Consider the following 15,847-nt stretch of genomic DNA (forward strand, 5'->3'; position numbering starts at 1 on the left):
TATGAAAACTTATCGAAAACTTACTTGTATTGTGAAATGACAGAAATATGTTACACTTAAGCCACTACCATAAGAGAATGGAGCGAGTCTTTTGAAACCAAAAATCATCGCCATTGATTTAGATGGCACAACCTTAAATACTGAATCCCAACTTTCCCCTCGCACACGTGAGGTACTGGTTCGCGCCACCAAAGCGGGACACTTTGTTACCATCGCTACAGGAAGACCTTTTCGTATGAGCGATCAATTCTATAAAGAATTGGCGCTCACAACACCAATGGTCAATTTTAACGGTGGGTTGGTCCATAAACCTCGACAAGTATGGGCAAATGAAATGGAGCACTCGATCTCTCGAGAAATTGCGTTTGAGCTCATGGCACAAAAAGAGCAATTGGGGCTGACATTTGTCGCAGCAGAAAATCGCGAAACCTTTTTCATTGATGATTTAAGCGGATTTGATCAACACTTTTTCTTTTCGGGTAATGCTTCCGAAAAAAATCTATTAGCAAATTTAAAAACGGATCCCACTTCATTACTGGTGAAAACCGAAAATGAATTAGCAGAATCTGTTTCTTTACGTATCAAGGATCAATTTGACGATGCAGTCGATGTTCGCACGTGGGGCGGGCCTCAAGCCATCTTAGAGATCGTACCAAAAGGGGTCCATAAAGCACTTGGTCTTTCGGTGATCGCGGATTCTTTGTCTTTGGATCGGCAAGATATCATCGCTTTTGGTGATGAACACAATGATTTGGAGATGCTGGATTATGCGGGTTGGGGCGTTGCTATGGCAAATGGCACGCAACAATTAAAATCAATCGCCAATGATGTTACTGACAAAACCAATGCGGAAGATGGCATGGTCGATTACTTGGAAAAATATTTAGGTCTATAAAAAAAGCCGATGCGGGATTGTCCGCATCAGCTTTTTTTTGCTTCCATATTCAAATCAAAGTGTTTCATAAACGATTTCTTTGGCTTCGGGAATCGATTCATCAATAAAGAATACTTTGTACCAGGTCAAGAATGTAAAGATCGTCCAGATTTTTCGCTGAAGATTCGGTTTTCCTTGGCGATGGTCTTCTAGCATTTGCAAAATCGCTGTTTGATCAAAGAAGGTTGCTGCAAAGTCTGACTCAAAAAGGGCTTTAACTGCTTCATACCCTGTTCCTTCTTTCAGCCATGCCTTGATTGGTACAGGAAAGCCTAGCTTTTCACGGTTTGCCCATTCTTTTGGCAAATGACGGTTTGACGCTTGTCGAAACACATCTTTCGTATTGTTTTGATTGATCAAATATTTCGTCGGGATCGTTTGCGCCAGTTTTTGCATCTCGATATCCAGTAACGGAACCCGTAATTCTAAAGAACTCGCCATGGACATTTTGTCTGCTTTTAACAAAATATCCTTCGGCATCCATTGATGAAGATCCAAATATTGCATCTTGTTGACCTCGTCTTTGAGACCATTGACTTTCTCATAATGAGGCGCAACGATTTCAGCAACAGATGGTCCTTTTTGATACGTTGGTTTTAAAAGCTGTAGTGCTTCCTCTTCTTCAAAAACCAGGGCTTGCCCGATAAAGAAGTCTTGGGCAGGTGCCGTTGCTTCATAAAGATGAATTCGACCATGGAAGTTTTTCATTTTGCCGATTTGACGCCCTAAACGAAAGCGGATGTTTTGCGGCAGTTTTTTCAAGCCTTGGGCAAAAACGCGAACCGCTTTAGAGTTTGTGTGGAAGCCATAGGCAGCATAACCGGCAAATAATTCATCTGCCCCTTCCCCAGATTGAACGACCCGCACTTGCTGTGCTGCTAGGTTGGCTAAAAAGTACAAAGGGACACAGCTTGGGTTAGAATCCGGTTCGTCCAAGTGATACTGAATCAGCGGAAATGCCTCAAAGGACATTTCACCATCGATGACCGCTGCTGTGTTGTTCAAGCCGAGCTTTTCCGTCAATTTGCGGGCTTCGATCGCTTCGTTGTAGGTTTTGTCATCAAACCCAATTGAAAATGAGTGATCTGGGCGCAAGACCGAGGCCACATAACTTGAATCGACACCACTGGATAAAAATGAGCCGACTTCAACATCACTGATTTTATGAGCGGCAATTGATTCTTGGACTGCTTGATCGATTTTATCGACCCATTCTTCTCTTGAATGATTTTCTTTCACTGAAAAATCTGCATCCCAGTACTGCTTGATCGTCAATCCCTGTTCATTAAACAGATAATAATGCCCTTCTTGCAAACGATGAACGCCTTTAAAGAAGGTTTCTCCGTTCAAAGGCGAGTATTGGAACGTCAAATAAGGTTTCAACGCCTCCTGGTTTAGTTCTTTCTTGAAATCTGGATGAGGCAAAAAGCTTTTGATTTCAGAGCCAAACATGAAACTGCCGTTCATTTGCGCATAGTAATACGGTTTGATGCCAAAGTGATCCCGCGCGCCGAAAAGCTCTTGTTTTTGAGTATCCCAGATGGCAAAAGCAAACATTCCCCGCAGGCGCTGCAACACATCAATGCCCCACTCTTCATAGCCATGTAAGACTACTTCGGTATCCGCATGGGTAGAAAAGACATGACCTGCTTGGATCAATTCCTCACGCAATACTTGAAAGTTGTAAATTTCACCATTAAAAATGATTACTTTTGTTCGATCCTCATTAAAAATTGGTTGTGAGCCACCTTCTAAGTCGATGATCGATAAACGACGAAACCCTAATGCCACTCGGTCGTCGGTAAATTTCCCTGAACTGTTTGGTCCGCGATGAACGATCCGGTCCATCATGCGTTCAATAATGATTTCTTTTTGGTCTTTTGAATTGACAAAGCCGACAATTCCGCACATATTTTCACATCCGTTTTCATAATCCATTTTCATTTTTCTAAAGTAAATCATACCATAGAATTCAAGAGATACGATCTCTTTTTCAAAAAAATACAATCAATATATTTTTGCACAAAACACAATTTGAAGATAAACCTTATGATATCAAGGTTTCCAATCATCTCATACTCTCAATCTTACAAATTTGTTATCTAAGAAAATAGCTATCCTCAAAATTCTTAAGAAATTTTTTATGAATTCTATTTTTCTGAAAATATACAAAGATACTTTTCCCGAATTTACTGACTCCAGCAAACTTCTTTTGCTTCCATTCTCAGCATTGATTTCCTGAAAATAATCAGTCAGATTTGTTCGTTTGATAGTTTTATTGGACTATTGTGAAAAAAAGTGTTATTCTAACTATGGAATTTCGTTATCAACTAACCGTTGCCTTTCAATGACAAGTTTTAAGAAAGGAGAATGACTATGACATTCTATAACACAGATCTACAATATCGTGTAACTCTGGATACCAAATTGAATTTATTTATCGTTTTCGATAAAAAAGATGCGAATCATTTTGCGACTGGAATTACGATCGAGCAAGCTGTACAAGAATTGAAAAAAACTGCATAAGGAGTTTATCCAAATGAAGGATACCGATTCGTACTGAAAGCACCTCGCTAAGGAAATAATTAGCTAGGTGCTTTCTTGTTTTTTGGCTCGCTTTTGTCTGTTGCAGCATCCACTTCTTGCTTCTGTCCACTTTGCTGTTCATCTAGCTGTAAGATTTCATCAACAGATCCTTGCGTACTAAACTTACTCAATCCCTGTGCCGCAACTTTTGTATAACGCATAAAATAATCTTTTTCTTCAAAATCCATCTTCTTGCCTCCTACTGATACAACTGTGCTTTTATTAAGTTTACCATCTATTTCACTAGTCATTCTTGAGCGTCATTCCTTTAATACTTATGAATGATCCATTAATAGCATACACATTACATTTGTCAAATCATCCTTTTCCTCTATTCATGAAAAGACAAATCTGTTTTCTGGTACAGAACATAGTACTATTGTCTTTTCAGGAGACTTTTATTTAGGAGGAATTTTTATGGCTACGTTTTTCGCCATTTTGTTTTTCATTGGATTGTTCTGTTTCGTTTTTGGCATTGTCTTATTTTATATTGGGCTTGTAAAACAAAATGCAAAACGAGATCGAAACGTTTTGATCATTGTCGCTTCCGCTTTTATTGCCTTGTTTTCTTATGGTGGCTTGTCCTTCTACCAAGATGTGACATCTTTCGATAGCATCACTGCGCAATTAAGCCTTTCTTTACGTAACGAATCAAGGCAAAGCGAATCCTTTGGCGATGCCGCTGCTTCCATGGAACAACCACAAGGAGAACAAAAAGCTGGCAACAACGAAGCAAGTAGCGCACAACAAGAAGAACCCGCGAACAACGAGCAACATACACCTGAACTTTCTCGTGAAGAAAGAAATGCACTGAATCGTGCAGAAAGGTACTTATCCAGCAATGCGTTTTCTCAGTCGAGCTTAAAACGCCAACTACTCTATGAAGATTTTTCTGAGAGCGCAGCAGACTTTGCCGTAGCCACCGTGGATGCCGATTGGAACGAGCAAGCATTGAAAAAAGCGATTCGCTACTCGCAAAATTTATCCTTATCGGATGAGCGTGTGGCGAGCCAACTTTCCTTTGAAGGCTTTACTTCTGAACAAATTGAATACGCCTTAGCACGTTTGCCCGATTGATTCTTTTCGTTTGTTGCAGGACCACAAGCAAAAAAGATATCGGCAAGTTGACGGAACAATTATGCTGTTTTCTAGACCGAGTGTAGGTTAATCGCTTTTCAGATGGTTATCGATGAACCTCGGCAGTCATTTATATTCTTCTGCCCACAACAAACAAAAAAGCCTATCTCGAAAGATAGGCTAAACGCTCCAAAGCGTTGGTATAAGGAGAGTACAGGATTTGAACCTGCGCGCCGGGATGAACCGGGTCGGCGGATTTCGAGTCCGCTGCATTACCACTCTGCCAACTCTCCATAACAGTTATTTTCGCTAGTTTTACAAAAAATGTCAAGAAAAATCTGCATCCAAAGTGGAAATGGATACAGATTTTTTGTTCTTTAATCGAAAATATAGTTTTCTTTCTTTTCGATTACGCCTTCGATCGTCTCGTTGATGATTTTGATGATCTGATCATCGGTGGGTGTGATGATACCCGCCGACATTAAGGAAGCCAAACCAGTCACAACGATCCATGCGCCATTATGTAGTGCATTTATCGCATCTTCGGATAGATCTGCATATTTTTCTTCTGATTTGATCAAGGATTTGAAATAGGTGGATGAAAAATCATGCATCAATTTCCCACCGCCGTAGTCGTCGATAAAAAGGGCGATGTAGAGATTGTGCTGCTCTTGCGCGAAGCGTATATAATTCAGGCCTAAATCAACAAGTTTGTCTCCTGTTCGAACGACTGGAAAAACATTTTCCGATAAATCTTTGAAAACAGCCTCCACCAAGGTATTTTTTAAGTCCTGCATATTTTCGAACTCAAGATAAATTGGTTGAGTAGAAATTCCCATGTGCTTAGCGATATTCCGGGCCGTAAAGTTGCCAAAACCTTCTCTATTGATCAGTTCATAAGCGGCCTTCAAAATGTGTTCTCTTGTATAGACCTTCCTTCGCATCAATAAATCCCCCTTTTTATATTTATTTAATTGTAACCGAGATATTCATTTTTTAAAAATAAAACACTCCTTCCGTTATCTTATTTCTATTCACTTTGTTCACTAAAAACGAATGTTTAGTAATAGCAAATGTTCTGCTTTTTTCATTTATCACAAAAAATCCAACGGATGGCGTTCTAGTTATTTTTCAAATCTACTTTTCTTTCTTGTTGAAAACTCGCTGAAATTGTACACTAGGAGTGTAGCACGCAAATTCGATTGAAAAAGGGGTTTGGAAATGGCTGAATCAAAAGAGCTATTATTGGAGACCTGCTTATTAGCAGGGAAAATCATGATGGAAAACGGCTCGGAAGTGTATCGCGTGGAAGATACGATGAATCGAATTGCGGCAAACGCTGGAGAGCAAGGGAGTATTAGTTATGTAACAGCAACTGGACTTTTTATGGGCTTACGCAGTAGCCACTATGCACAAGTAGAAAATGTTCATGATCGAGTCATCAATCTCGAAAAAATTGTTGCCGTCAATGGGCTCTCTCGCGCCTATGCGGAAAAGAAACTTTCCTTAGCGGAACTGCATGAGGCATTAAAAAAGGTCAATCAGACAACACCAAGTTTTCCTTACTGGCTACAGGTTCTTAGTGCTGGCGTGGTCAGCAGTACCTTAATGATTATTTTTGGCGGTGCTTGGTTTGACTTTCTAGCGACCTTCGTCATTGGCTGCCTTGGCTTTTTGTGTGCGTATTGGGTCAAGAAACTGATCGACATTCGCTTTTTGGATATGTTTTGTGCCTCCTTACTGATCGGTGCTTTGTCTGTCTTAGCGGTCTCTCTTCATATCGCACAAAACGTCGATAATTTGATTATCGGTGCCGTCATGCCCTTAGTCCCTGGTGTAGCAATCACCAATTCCTTTCGAGATATCTTGGCAGGCCATCTCATTAGTGGCACAGCTCGGGGAACAGAGGCCATCTTTACTGCTGCCGCGATCGGTGTCGGCATTGCCACGGTCTTCACCTTATTTGGAGGGATCTCATGACGATTTTTATTCACCTTTCCTTCAGCTTCTTAAGCACTGTAACCTTCGGCATCTTGACCAATATTCCTAAAAAAGCCTTAGTTGCCACAGGCATTGCTGGAACGGTTGGCTGGATGATCTATTGGTCATTGCAAACGATTGGCTACGGTCTAGGCAGTGCCAACTTCTTAGCCGCATTTGCCGTCGGTTGCGTCAGCATCTTTTTTTCCCGCAGAAAAAAAATGCCCATGATCATTTTTAACATTCCCAGCCTCGTTCCCCTCGTACCGGGTGGTCCTGCCTACAAAGCCGTTCGAGAATTCGCTTTGGGCGACAACTTTGTCGGTTTTGAAAATCTGATGATCGTTGTCATCACCGCTGGGGCGATTGCCGGCGGGTTCATGATGACGAGTGTGGTTGAAAAGATCGTCAATCGCTGGCAAGTGAAACGCACAAAAAAACGTCATCCAGATAAAAAAATCTCCTGAAACTATTGGCGCGCAGAAACTATAAATTTTTCTTATTTCAGACTTTAGTACAATGTTTTCTTTTCGGACTTCTTTTATAATAAGGGCATACCTTACAAAACTGTTTGACGTTTGTCATTTGTTTTACTGGATTTTTCTGGTCTCACCCCGTATAGTGAGATTATGAAACATAAAGGAGATGAAGTCCTGTGAGCATAGCAACTTCTCGTCGTATCATTAATACGATTTCTATTATTGGCTTAGGTTTATCGATCGCGTTAACCATCTATTTTATCAATCTAGGTGTTTTCAAAGACATTAATGCACTGCGAGGACTAGTTGGAAATTCCGTTATCTTAGGACCAATCGTCTTTATCCTATTGCAGATCTTGCAAGTAGTAATCCCGATTATTCCCGGTGGTGTCTCCAGCGCTGCAGGTGTCTTGATTTTCGGTCCTTATCTAGGATTCGTTTATAACTATGTAGGAATCAGTATTGGTTCTGTCATTATTTTCCTGCTTGGCCGACGATATGGTAAACCATTCATTTTAAGTATGATCAGTGACAAAACTTACGATAAATATATCGGCTGGTTAGACAACCAAAGCCGATTTGAAAAACTTTTCGCCCTTGCAATCTTTCTACCGGTTGCCCCAGATGATGCCCTTTGTCTAATGGCTGGCTTGACCAACATGACAGTGAAGAAATTTACGTTGATTATTTTGTTGGCAAAACCTGCTTCAATTTTCTTGTACAGTATGGCATTGATTTACGGTGGAACATTCTTAACTGGTTTGTTAGGCGGATAAGAATCATATGTAAGAAAAACGATCAATTCAGCGAGCCGAACGTAAAGAAGCTGCTTTTCAAACAGGGAACTATGCCTGTGGCAAATGTGCTTCTAAAACTGTTCGGCTCTTTTTTACCGCCTTTCTAGAATAAATTGAACCACAATACTTACTTTGTTAGGATGACGACCATGAATTATTTAAAAAACAGCTTAGTCAACACGTGGGATTTTTTGAAAGACAGCAATGCCTACTTCCGTGATGTTTTATTGATGCACGGTGCCTTGTTGTTCTTAGTGATCCCGATATTATCGGCTTCCACCAAGTTCGTCTTAAAGCGCGGCGGCTTGCCCTACCTTTCTTTCGATAATATCGGTAGTATCTTTACAGATCACCCTATTGTGTTGCTCTCATTAACCCTGATTTTGCTTTTGATCTTATTAGCCGTCTTTTTTGAATTTACTTTCTTGCTGCTGAGTGTCTATTTTATCAAAAAGAAGCAGCCCATCAGCTTGCGGCAATTGTTACGAATGACTATTTTGCAATTGCGCAAATTACGGCCGATGACCTTTTTATTTTTCCTTTTTTACTTCTTACTGATTTTACCCATCGGTGGATTGAGTTTTAATTCGGATTTACTCGCAAAAATCAAAATCCCTGCCTTTATCATGGACTTTATTTTTGCCAATCGTGTCTTGATCATTGGGGCAGTGCTTTTGGTTTATGTTTTGTTGATTTACTTGGGGATTCGCGTGATCTTTGCCTTACCGGAAATGATTTTACGTGATCTGCCCTTTCGAAAAGCGATCAAAGAAAGCCTCCAAGTAACAAAACGCCGTTTTTTTGCCATCGTTGGTCAATTTGTCTTTATCGGTGGTAGTATCTTATTGATCACGACTCTGGGCTTCACGCTGCTTATTACCCTTCAAGCAGTGATTGAAGTTGTTACACCGGACTATGCGTTGTATAGTGCTGTTTTTATTATGACTTTCTTGCAGTTTATTTTGTTACTGAATGTCATTTTATCGACCGTGGCTATTTTTTACATCATCGTTGATTTCATGGATGATGAAGGCTTTTTACCAGAGATCCCTTCGTGGTTCCACCAAGAACCATTGAACCAGCGACATTTTCTAGGACTGAAAAGTTCCTTGTTTACCTTGGTCACGGTACTTTTTGGTGTTGGGGTTAGTCTGTATAATATGAACTATCTGACCTCAGCTGCTTCGATCCATCCGGTAACGATCTCCCATCGAGGGGTAAGCGACGGACAAGGGGTCCAAAATTCCCTTGAAGCGTTACGATTTACTAGTGAGAAATATCAGCCGGACTACGTGGAAATGGACGTCCAGCAAACAAGTGATGGTCATTTTATTGTCTACCATGATTTTTCTTACCGGCCTTTGACAGGCGGCAAAGGAAAACCCGAGCAATTGCCCTTGAGTTACGCCGAATCACTGACGGTTTCAGAAAACAACCAGACAGCCCGTATTCCAACTTTTGACGAGTACTTGGCGCTTGCCAATCAGTTGGACCAAAAATTACTGGTGGAGATCAAAACCCAACAAAAAGATACTGCGGCACTCGTAGATGCCTTCTTAGACCGATACCAAGAGGATTTAGTTGCAAATGGGCATATTATGCAAAGTCTCTCCTATACAGTTGTTGAAGAATTAAAAGATAAGGCGCCTGAATTGACGTCGGGATACATCATGCCTTTCAATGTCGTAGGGCCGCCACTGACCAGTGCCGACTTTCTGACAATGGAATACAGTACGATCAACCGCAACTTCATCGCTTCTGCCCGGACCGATGGCAAGGAAGTGTTCGTTTGGACCCCCAATGATGCGGATACTATCAGCCGAATGCGTTTTTACGGTGTAGACGGGATCATTACTGACCAAATGGGGATTTTAAATGAAGAGTTGAGTTTGTCGGAAGAAGACATGACTTATTCAGACAAACTATTGAATTTCGTGATTGGCGTTGGCTGATCTCACACAAAGAAAAATGCTGCTCACGGTGATCCGTTGAGCAGCATTTTTTGCTAGTTGGTTAGGCAACGTTCGTTTGCGTACAAATTTTATTGAAACTGACGATCATCCGACGATTACAAGCTTCTACTTGTGCTTGATCTTCTTCTTCATAACTTGAAACGACGATCAACGCCGTATGTACGTATAGTTTTTCCACCACACCGATCACAGGCTTGCTCGCCCCGACAGGTTGGCAGACATATTTTTCACCGATCGTAATATTCTCCATATCCTCACCTCAACCGTTTTCTTTCATAAAGATATAATAACAAAAAAGCATCAAATTGAAAACGTTTTATTTCAATTTATCACGCATTTGTCACCAAGAAATGACAGTTTCGTTCGTTCAAACGCACTGGTTTGTTCGTGCCACTTCTTAAAAAGCATTTTATACTAAAGGAAATCAAAAGGAGATGAGTCAAATGCCAATTATTCAAACCTGTATCTTTGGACTATTGTCTGCTGCGTTGCTTTGGGGATTAAAAGAAGACCGCTGATTTTTTGGATCAACTATCGAGTAACACAACAAACGCGAAAATAAAACAACGCCTTGTGCCAATCAGAACTGGCACAAGGCGTTTCTTTGTCGAATTATAGACGTTCGTTCAATTCTTTTGCAAGATCTTCGAAACCTGGTTTGCCAAGTAAGGCGAACATGTTTTTCTTGTACGCTTCAACCCCTGGTTGGTCAAATGGGTTCACACCGTTTAAGTAACCAGAGATACCTACAGCGATCTCAAAGAAGTACATCGTGTAACCTAACGTGTACGCATCCATTGTAGGAATTTTTACTAACAGATTAGGTACATCCCCATCTGTATGGGCAAGTAACGTTCCTTCAAAAGCTTTCGTATTAACAAAATCAACTTCTTTTCCTTCTAAGTAGCCAAGACCATCAAGATCTGCTTCTTGTGTAGGGATCGCAATTGATTTGCGTGGTTTTTCAACTTTTACGACAGTTTCAAAGATATTGCGACGGCCTTCTTGGATGTATTGACCAAGAGAATGCAAATCTGTTGAGAAGTTTGCACTTGAAGGATAGATCCCTTTTTGGTCTTTTCCTTCAGACTCGCCGAATAATTGTTTCCACCATTCTGAGAAGTATTGCATGCCTGGTTCGTAGTTGATCAGCAATTCGGTTACTTTGCCTTTGCGATAAAGGATGTTACGCATTGCTGCATATTGATACGCTTCATTTTTTTCAAGGTCGTCACTTGCGTAAGCATCGCTAGCATCTGCTGCCCCTTGCATCAAGGCATCGATATCTGCTCCGCTGGCAGCGATTGGTAATAAACCAACAGCAGTCAATACAGAGAAACGGCCGCCGACGTCATCTGGAATCACAAAGGTTTCCCAGTTTTCAGCATCTGCTTCAACTTTTACTGCACCTTTCGCTTTATCCGTTGTTGCGTAGATCCGTTTGTTGGCTTCTTCTTTGCCGTATTTTTCAATCAAACGTTCTTTGAAAACACGGAAAGCGATCGCTGGCTCAGTAGTTGTTCCTGATTTTGAGATCACATTCACAGAGAAGTCACGGTCACCGATGATTTCGATCAAATCTGCTAAGTATGTTGAAGAAATCGAATTACCGGCAAAAAAGATTTGAGGTGCTTTGCGTTCTTCATTTGGTAGCAAGTTAAAGAAAGAATGATTTAAGAAATCAATCGCTGCTTTCGCTCCTAAATAAGATCCGCCGATCCCGATCACGACTAGTACTTCAGAATCAGATTGAATTTTTTCAGCCGCTTTTTTGATACGCGCAAATTCATCTTTGTCATAATTTTTAGGAAGGTCGATCCAACCTAAAAAGTCGCTACCAGCACCTGTTCCTTCGCGTAATTGTTTGTCTGCTGCTGTAACTTGACTTTGCATGTAGCTCAATTCGTATTCGTTTACGAATGGTGCTACTTTCGAATAGTCAAACTTGATGTGTGACATGATTTGTCCTCCTTGAAAAAATAGTTTTTCATACACTACCTACTTTACGTTTTTTTCCAACTTTTTTCAAGTAATTCCTGATAGGTAGCCTGTTGGGTGATTTTAGACAAGTCCTTGAGCAAACATTGCTTTAGCAACTTTTTCAAAGCCTGCGACGTTCGCACCTAACATAAAATTATTTTTTTGATCGAAGGTTTCAGCTGTATCACGGCATGCTTCATAGATCGACTTCATGATATCATCCAATTTGGCATCGACTTCGGCTTTTTCCCATTGCAATCGTTGGGAGTTTTGACTCATTTCTAAAGCAGAAACGGCTACGCCGCCGGCATTGGCTGCTTTTCCTGGGCAGTAGAAAATTCCTTCTTCAATAAAATATTCTGCTGCTTCTAATGAGCTAGGCATGTTCGCGCCTTCAGAAACGACCCGGACGCCATTGGCTTTTGCACGTTTGGCTTGCGAGAGATCAATCTCGTTTTGGGTCGCACAAGGAAAGGCTAATTCCGCTGGAGTATCAAAATCCCAGACAGTTGCCCCTTCATGATATTCCGCTGTTGGCCGTTCCTTGGCGTAAGCCGTCAAACGTTCGCGTTTCACTTCTTTGATCTCTTTTAATAAGGCCAGATCAATGCCGTCTTTGTCATAAATAAAACCAGAGGAATCAGAACATGTGACAGGGGTCGCACCTAATTCTTGCAATTTCTCAATTGCATAGATCGCAACATTGCCGCTTCCAGAAACGATCGCTTTTTTGCCTTCAAATGTTTCATCTAAGTCTGTCAATAAATGCTTAACGAAATAAACAGCGCCATAACCCGTTGCTTCTGTGCGGTTTTTACTGCCCCAGAAGTCTAGTGGCTTACCGGTTAAAATCCCGGCATCGTATTGTTTCAATCGTTTGTAGGCACCAAACAAATAGCCGATTTCCCGACCTCCGACACCAATGTCGCCAGCAGGAACATCTAGGTCAGGTCCGATATGTTTTGACAGCTCCGTCATAAAGCTTTGGCAAAAACGCATCACTTCGGCATCTGATTTGCCTTTTGGATCAAAGTCACTTCCGCCTTTGCCGCCGCCGATCGGCAGACCCGTCAAGCTGTTTTTGAAGATTTGCTCAAACGCCAAAAACTTCAAAATACTCAAGTTTACACTTGGGTGAAAACGCAAGCCGCCTTTGTAAGGCCCCATTGCAGAGTTGAATTGAATCCGATAGCCACGGTTTACTTGCCAGTTGCCTTGATCGTCTTGCCACGGGACTCTGAATTGGATAAAACGTTCTGGTTCAGTTAAGAGTGCAAGGATATTTGATTCAATATATTCTGGATGCTCCTCTAAAAAGGGAACGACCGTAGGTAAAAATTCGTCAATTGCTTGAAGAAATTCCGGTTGGTGTTGGTCTTTCTCGTGAATCTTCGCTTGAATTTCTTTCACGTAAGCTGAAGCTTTGGTCATAGTGCATTACCTCCTTTAAGATATTTTCTATTTTAAAGAAATTTTCTGAAATTGCACGCTTTTTTTTAGAATTGTCAGAATTTTTTATCATTCGAAAAAAATCGCCCTCTCCTTTCAGCAGTCATAGGCGATGTGTTACAATCCCAAAGAGGTGAGAAGAATGGAAAAAACCTATGATGTCATCGTTGTTGGTGCAGGTACGAGCGGTATGATGGCTGCGATCACCGCTGCCAAACAAGGTGCTAGGGTCTTATTAATCGAAAAAAACAAAAAAATCGGCAAGAAACTATTGATGACTGGCGGCGGACGCTGCAATGTAACCAATAATCGGCCGGTAGATGATTTAGTTGCTCATATTCCAGGAAACGGAAAGTTTTTGTATAGTACGTTTTCCCAATTCAATAACTATGATGTAATGGCGTTTTTCGCAGACTTAGGTGTCGTCTTAAAAGAAGAAGACCACGGACGGATGTTCCCTGTGACGAACAAATCAAAAACCATCGTCGAAGCGCTGCTTCAAGCAATCAACGATCATCACGTCACCCTGTTGACGAATACGGTCGTAACCAAGCTGATCCATGATGGCAGCCAAATACGCGGCGTACGAACCGAAACCGATGAGTTCTCTGCCCCAAGCGTGATTTTGACGACGGGTGGCCGCACCTATCCTTCCACGGGCGCGACGGGGGACGGCTATAAGATGGCGAAAAAAGTCGGGCATACCATTACGCCGCTTTATCCAACCGAATCGCCGCTTGTTTCAGAAGAATCTTTTATTCAAGAACGGACCTTGCAGGGCATTTCCTTACAAGACATCACCTTGAGCGTCTTGGATCAAAAAGGAAAGCCCATCGTCGCCCATACCATGGATCTTTTGTTTACCCACTTTGGGTTATCTGGTCCAGCTGCTTTGCGCTGTTCCTCTTTTGTGAACCAAGAATTGAAAAAGCAGCAACCAGTGACGGTTGTTCTGGATTGTCTGCCGACGAAAGCCCAGGAAGCCTTGACCCAAGAATTAATTCAGTCTGCGGCTTCGAGGAAACAATTGCCGAATGCTTTAGCTGGCTTTTTGCCTGAGCGCTTGATGACCTTCTTTTTGCAGCAGCTAGACTTGCATGAGCTGGTTGCTGAAAAAGCCTCACCGGAACAGTTGACGGCGCTCGCTTCCTTGATCAAAGGCTTTTCAATCACCATTGTCCGCACGTTCCCATTAGAAAAGTCCTTCGTGACGGGCGGCGGGGTCCATCTGAAAGAAATCAACCCTAAGACCATGGAAAGTAAAAAAATCAATGGCTTGTATTTTGCCGGTGAATTGCTGGATATCAATGGTTATACAGGTGGTTTCAACATCACCGCTGCGTTTTGCACGGGTCATGTTTCTGGAAAAAACGCAGCAGAAACAGCTAGTTATTTCAATTATTGATCGACGACCCGGGTGTTCGCAGCAATATCCTGGCCTGTAGCTGCGAACACCTGGTTCTCCCCCTCTTTTTGCTTATTAGTTGGGTTTTTCTCAAAGTAGGCGTAGACTAAAGATAGCAAGATCGAGGGAGGTTTTTTTTATGAAACGAATTTCAAGAGGTAAATTTGAACGAATGCAAAAACTTTCAAATGAGGACGGTGTGATTGCCGCACTAGCGATCGACCAACGTGGTTCCATGAAAAAAATGATGAAGGCGGCAACTGGACCGGATGACTTTACGATGGAACACATTTATGAATTCAAACAGTTGGTTTCCCAAGAACTGACCAAATATGTCAGCAGTATTCTGTTAGATGAGGAATATGGCTTCTTAGGGATCGAAGCAAAGAATCCCAATGCTGGCTTGATCCTTTCCTATGAAAAAACAGGCTATGATGTCAACACTCCGGGTCGTTTGCCAGAGATTTTACCCAATGAATCGTTGCAGCGCTTGGTGAAAAAAGGTGCGGATGCTGCAAAAGTCTTGGTTTATTATAATCCAGATGAACCCCAAGAGATTTTAGATACCAAACATGCGTTTTTGGAGCGTTTAGGTACGGAGGCACAGGCGGCCGATATTCCCTTATTTGTGGAACCGATCGTCTATGATGATGAGATCACAGATGACAAATCACCTGCTTTTGCCAAGATCAAACCGAGCAAGGTCATCCGAACCATTCAGGAATTGACGAAAGATCACTACCATATCGATATTTTGAAAGTCGAAGTACCGGTTCAGTTCGACTTAGTGGAAGGCTTCCAAAAAGAAGGCTTAGAGGCCGTCTATACGCAAGAAGAAGCAGCCAATTACTTCAAAGAAGCCAGTGACGCCGCGACTCGGCCATTTATCTATTTGAGTGCGGGAGTTCCAGCGAATGTCTTTCGCGATGAATTGACCTTTGCTGGTCAACACGGTGCTAAATTCTCAGGAATCTTAGGTGGGCGAGCAACTTGGCGCGATAGTGTGGAAATTTATGGGAAACAAGGTGCCAAAGCGTTGTTGGAATGGCTGGACACCCAAGGGAAAGAAAATGTTGAAGAATTAAACGCCATTCTAAAACAATATGCCACTCCATGGTTTGACTTTTATGGTGGTTTAGAAAATATTGAGGTTTTCGATATTGAAGTAATGGAATAAAATAGTACAA

The 15,847-nt window shown here is 41.7% G+C and carries 15 protein-coding genes and 1 tRNA gene; 9 read left to right on the plus strand and 7 right to left on the minus strand.

The genetic code is table 11. The features are described 5' to 3' along the window. Positions 1 to 91 precede the first annotated feature (91 nt). Positions 92 to 895, plus strand: a complete 804-nt coding sequence (locus IGI89_RS00395) for a Cof-type HAD-IIB family hydrolase (protein WP_005229159.1) — start codon at positions 92 to 94, stop codon at positions 893 to 895. A 54-nt stretch (positions 896 to 949) separates the two neighbouring features. Here the strand turns inward: IGI89_RS00395 and asnB are convergent, their stop codons facing one another. Continuing rightward, positions 950 to 2,845, minus strand: a complete 1,896-nt coding sequence (asnB, locus tag IGI89_RS00400; protein ID WP_438735839.1) for an asparagine synthase (glutamine-hydrolyzing) — start codon at positions 2,843 to 2,845, stop codon at positions 950 to 952. A gap of 465 nt (positions 2,846 to 3,310) precedes the next feature. Here asnB and IGI89_RS00405 point away from each other — a divergent pair, with 465 nt between their 5' ends. Next, the gene (locus IGI89_RS00405; RefSeq protein WP_005229155.1) at positions 3,311 to 3,460 is read left to right on the plus strand and encodes a hypothetical protein; all 150 of its coding nucleotides are present in this window, start codon (positions 3,311 to 3,313) and stop codon (positions 3,458 to 3,460) included. 59 nt (positions 3,461 to 3,519) lie between these two features. Here the strand turns inward: IGI89_RS00405 and IGI89_RS00410 are convergent, their stop codons facing one another. Further along, positions 3,520 to 3,708 carry a hypothetical protein gene (locus IGI89_RS00410; RefSeq protein ID WP_438735093.1) on the minus strand — a complete coding sequence of 63 codons (189 nt, stop codon included), beginning with the start codon at positions 3,706 to 3,708 and terminating at the stop codon, positions 3,520 to 3,522. 229 nt (positions 3,709 to 3,937) lie between these two features. Here IGI89_RS00410 and IGI89_RS00415 point away from each other — a divergent pair, with 229 nt between their 5' ends. Then, on the plus strand, positions 3,938 to 4,597 hold the full coding sequence (locus tag IGI89_RS00415) for an Ltp family lipoprotein (RefSeq protein WP_008377802.1): 660 nt from the start codon (positions 3,938 to 3,940) through the stop codon (positions 4,595 to 4,597). Positions 4,598 to 4,802: 205 nt separating this feature from the next. Here the strand turns inward: IGI89_RS00415 and IGI89_RS00420 are convergent. Both IGI89_RS00420 and IGI89_RS00425 read right to left on the minus strand, forming a co-directional pair. Further along, positions 4,803 to 4,890 (minus strand) — tRNA-Ser (locus IGI89_RS00420). A gap of 84 nt (positions 4,891 to 4,974) precedes the next feature. Beyond that, the gene (locus IGI89_RS00425) at positions 4,975 to 5,541 is read right to left on the minus strand and encodes a TetR/AcrR family transcriptional regulator (RefSeq protein WP_005237185.1); all 567 of its coding nucleotides are present in this window, start codon (positions 5,539 to 5,541) and stop codon (positions 4,975 to 4,977) included. A gap of 277 nt (positions 5,542 to 5,818) precedes the next feature. Here IGI89_RS00425 and IGI89_RS00430 point away from each other — a divergent pair, with 277 nt between their 5' ends. The 4 genes from IGI89_RS00430 (at position 5,819) to IGI89_RS00445 (ending at position 9,805) form a co-directional block, all read left to right on the plus strand. Continuing rightward, positions 5,819 to 6,577, plus strand: coding sequence for a threonine/serine exporter family protein (locus IGI89_RS00430; RefSeq protein WP_194188554.1), 759 nt, complete (start codon positions 5,819 to 5,821; stop codon positions 6,575 to 6,577). Next, entirely contained in the window at positions 6,574 to 7,044 is a 471-nt protein-coding gene (locus IGI89_RS00435) for a threonine/serine exporter family protein (RefSeq protein WP_194188553.1), read from the plus strand. The genes IGI89_RS00430 and IGI89_RS00435 overlap by 4 nt, the downstream gene beginning before the upstream one ends. Before the next feature lie 188 nt (positions 7,045 to 7,232). After that, the gene (locus IGI89_RS00440) at positions 7,233 to 7,832 is read left to right on the plus strand and encodes a TVP38/TMEM64 family protein (protein WP_005229140.1); all 600 of its coding nucleotides are present in this window, start codon (positions 7,233 to 7,235) and stop codon (positions 7,830 to 7,832) included. Between the two features lie 170 nt (positions 7,833 to 8,002). Further along, positions 8,003 to 9,805, plus strand: coding sequence for a glycerophosphoryl diester phosphodiesterase membrane domain-containing protein (locus IGI89_RS00445; RefSeq protein WP_034872501.1), 1,803 nt, complete (start codon positions 8,003 to 8,005; stop codon positions 9,803 to 9,805). A gap of 61 nt (positions 9,806 to 9,866) precedes the next feature. Here IGI89_RS00445 and IGI89_RS00450 read toward each other — a convergent pair whose 3' ends face one another. The 3 genes from IGI89_RS00450 to gdhA form a co-directional block, all read right to left on the minus strand. Continuing rightward, the gene (locus tag IGI89_RS00450) at positions 9,867 to 10,076 is read right to left on the minus strand and encodes a hypothetical protein (RefSeq protein ID WP_005237189.1); all 210 of its coding nucleotides are present in this window, start codon (positions 10,074 to 10,076) and stop codon (positions 9,867 to 9,869) included. Positions 10,077 to 10,438: 362 nt separating this feature from the next. Continuing rightward, positions 10,439 to 11,785 carry a glucose-6-phosphate isomerase gene (locus tag IGI89_RS00455; protein WP_005229134.1) on the minus strand — a complete coding sequence of 449 codons (1,347 nt, stop codon included), beginning with the start codon at positions 11,783 to 11,785 and terminating at the stop codon, positions 10,439 to 10,441. 102 nt (positions 11,786 to 11,887) lie between these two features. Further along, the gene (gene gdhA / locus IGI89_RS00460; protein ID WP_438735096.1) at positions 11,888 to 13,237 is read right to left on the minus strand and encodes an NADP-specific glutamate dehydrogenase; all 1,350 of its coding nucleotides are present in this window, start codon (positions 13,235 to 13,237) and stop codon (positions 11,888 to 11,890) included. Positions 13,238 to 13,397: 160 nt separating this feature from the next. On the opposite strand from gdhA, the gene IGI89_RS00465 reads away from it, so the two are divergent. Together IGI89_RS00465 and IGI89_RS00470 are read left to right on the plus strand one after the other, a co-directional pair. Continuing rightward, the gene (locus IGI89_RS00465; protein ID WP_438735098.1) at positions 13,398 to 14,660 is read left to right on the plus strand and encodes an NAD(P)/FAD-dependent oxidoreductase; all 1,263 of its coding nucleotides are present in this window, start codon (positions 13,398 to 13,400) and stop codon (positions 14,658 to 14,660) included. Between the two features lie 139 nt (positions 14,661 to 14,799). Beyond that, positions 14,800 to 15,837, plus strand: coding sequence for a tagatose 1,6-diphosphate aldolase (locus tag IGI89_RS00470; protein ID WP_005237193.1), 1,038 nt, complete (start codon positions 14,800 to 14,802; stop codon positions 15,835 to 15,837). Positions 15,838 to 15,847: the final 10 nt, after the last annotated feature.

The sequence above is a fragment of the Enterococcus sp. AZ141 genome, from assembly GCF_051714385.1.
GTDB lineage: Bacteria > Bacillota > Bacilli > Lactobacillales > Enterococcaceae > Enterococcus_D > Enterococcus_D entomosocium.

Bases quoted from the DNA above. Each gene is read 5' to 3' on its own strand.
- IGI89_RS00465 (WP_438735098.1), top strand. From the start codon at position 13,398: ATGGAAAAAACCTATGATGTCATCGTTGTTGGTGCAGGTACGAGCGGT.
- IGI89_RS00430 (WP_194188554.1), top strand. From the start codon at position 5,819: ATGGCTGAATCAAAAGAGCTATTATTGGAGACCTGCTTATTAGCAGGG.
- IGI89_RS00435 (WP_194188553.1), top strand. From the start codon at position 6,574: ATGACGATTTTTATTCACCTTTCCTTCAGCTTCTTAAGCACTGTAACC.
- IGI89_RS00415 (WP_008377802.1), top strand. From the start codon at position 3,938: ATGGCTACGTTTTTCGCCATTTTGTTTTTCATTGGATTGTTCTGTTTC.
- IGI89_RS00450 (WP_005237189.1), bottom strand. From the start codon at position 10,076: ATGGAGAATATTACGATCGGTGAAAAATATGTCTGCCAACCTGTCGGG.
- IGI89_RS00405 (WP_005229155.1), top strand. From the start codon at position 3,311: ATGACATTCTATAACACAGATCTACAATATCGTGTAACTCTGGATACC.
- IGI89_RS00445 (WP_034872501.1), top strand. From the start codon at position 8,003: ATGAATTATTTAAAAAACAGCTTAGTCAACACGTGGGATTTTTTGAAA.
- IGI89_RS00455 (WP_005229134.1), bottom strand. From the start codon at position 11,785: ATGTCACACATCAAGTTTGACTATTCGAAAGTAGCACCATTCGTAAAC.
- IGI89_RS00425 (WP_005237185.1), bottom strand. From the start codon at position 5,541: ATGCGAAGGAAGGTCTATACAAGAGAACACATTTTGAAGGCCGCTTAT.
- gdhA (WP_438735096.1), bottom strand. From the start codon at position 13,237: ATGACCAAAGCTTCAGCTTACGTGAAAGAAATTCAAGCGAAGATTCAC.
- IGI89_RS00410 (WP_438735093.1), bottom strand. From the start codon at position 3,708: ATGGATTTTGAAGAAAAAGATTATTTTATGCGTTATACAAAAGTTGCG.
- IGI89_RS00470 (WP_005237193.1), top strand. From the start codon at position 14,800: ATGAAACGAATTTCAAGAGGTAAATTTGAACGAATGCAAAAACTTTCA.
- asnB (WP_438735839.1), bottom strand. From the start codon at position 2,845: ATGTGCGGAATTGTCGGCTTTGTCAATTCAAAAGACCAAAAAGAAATC.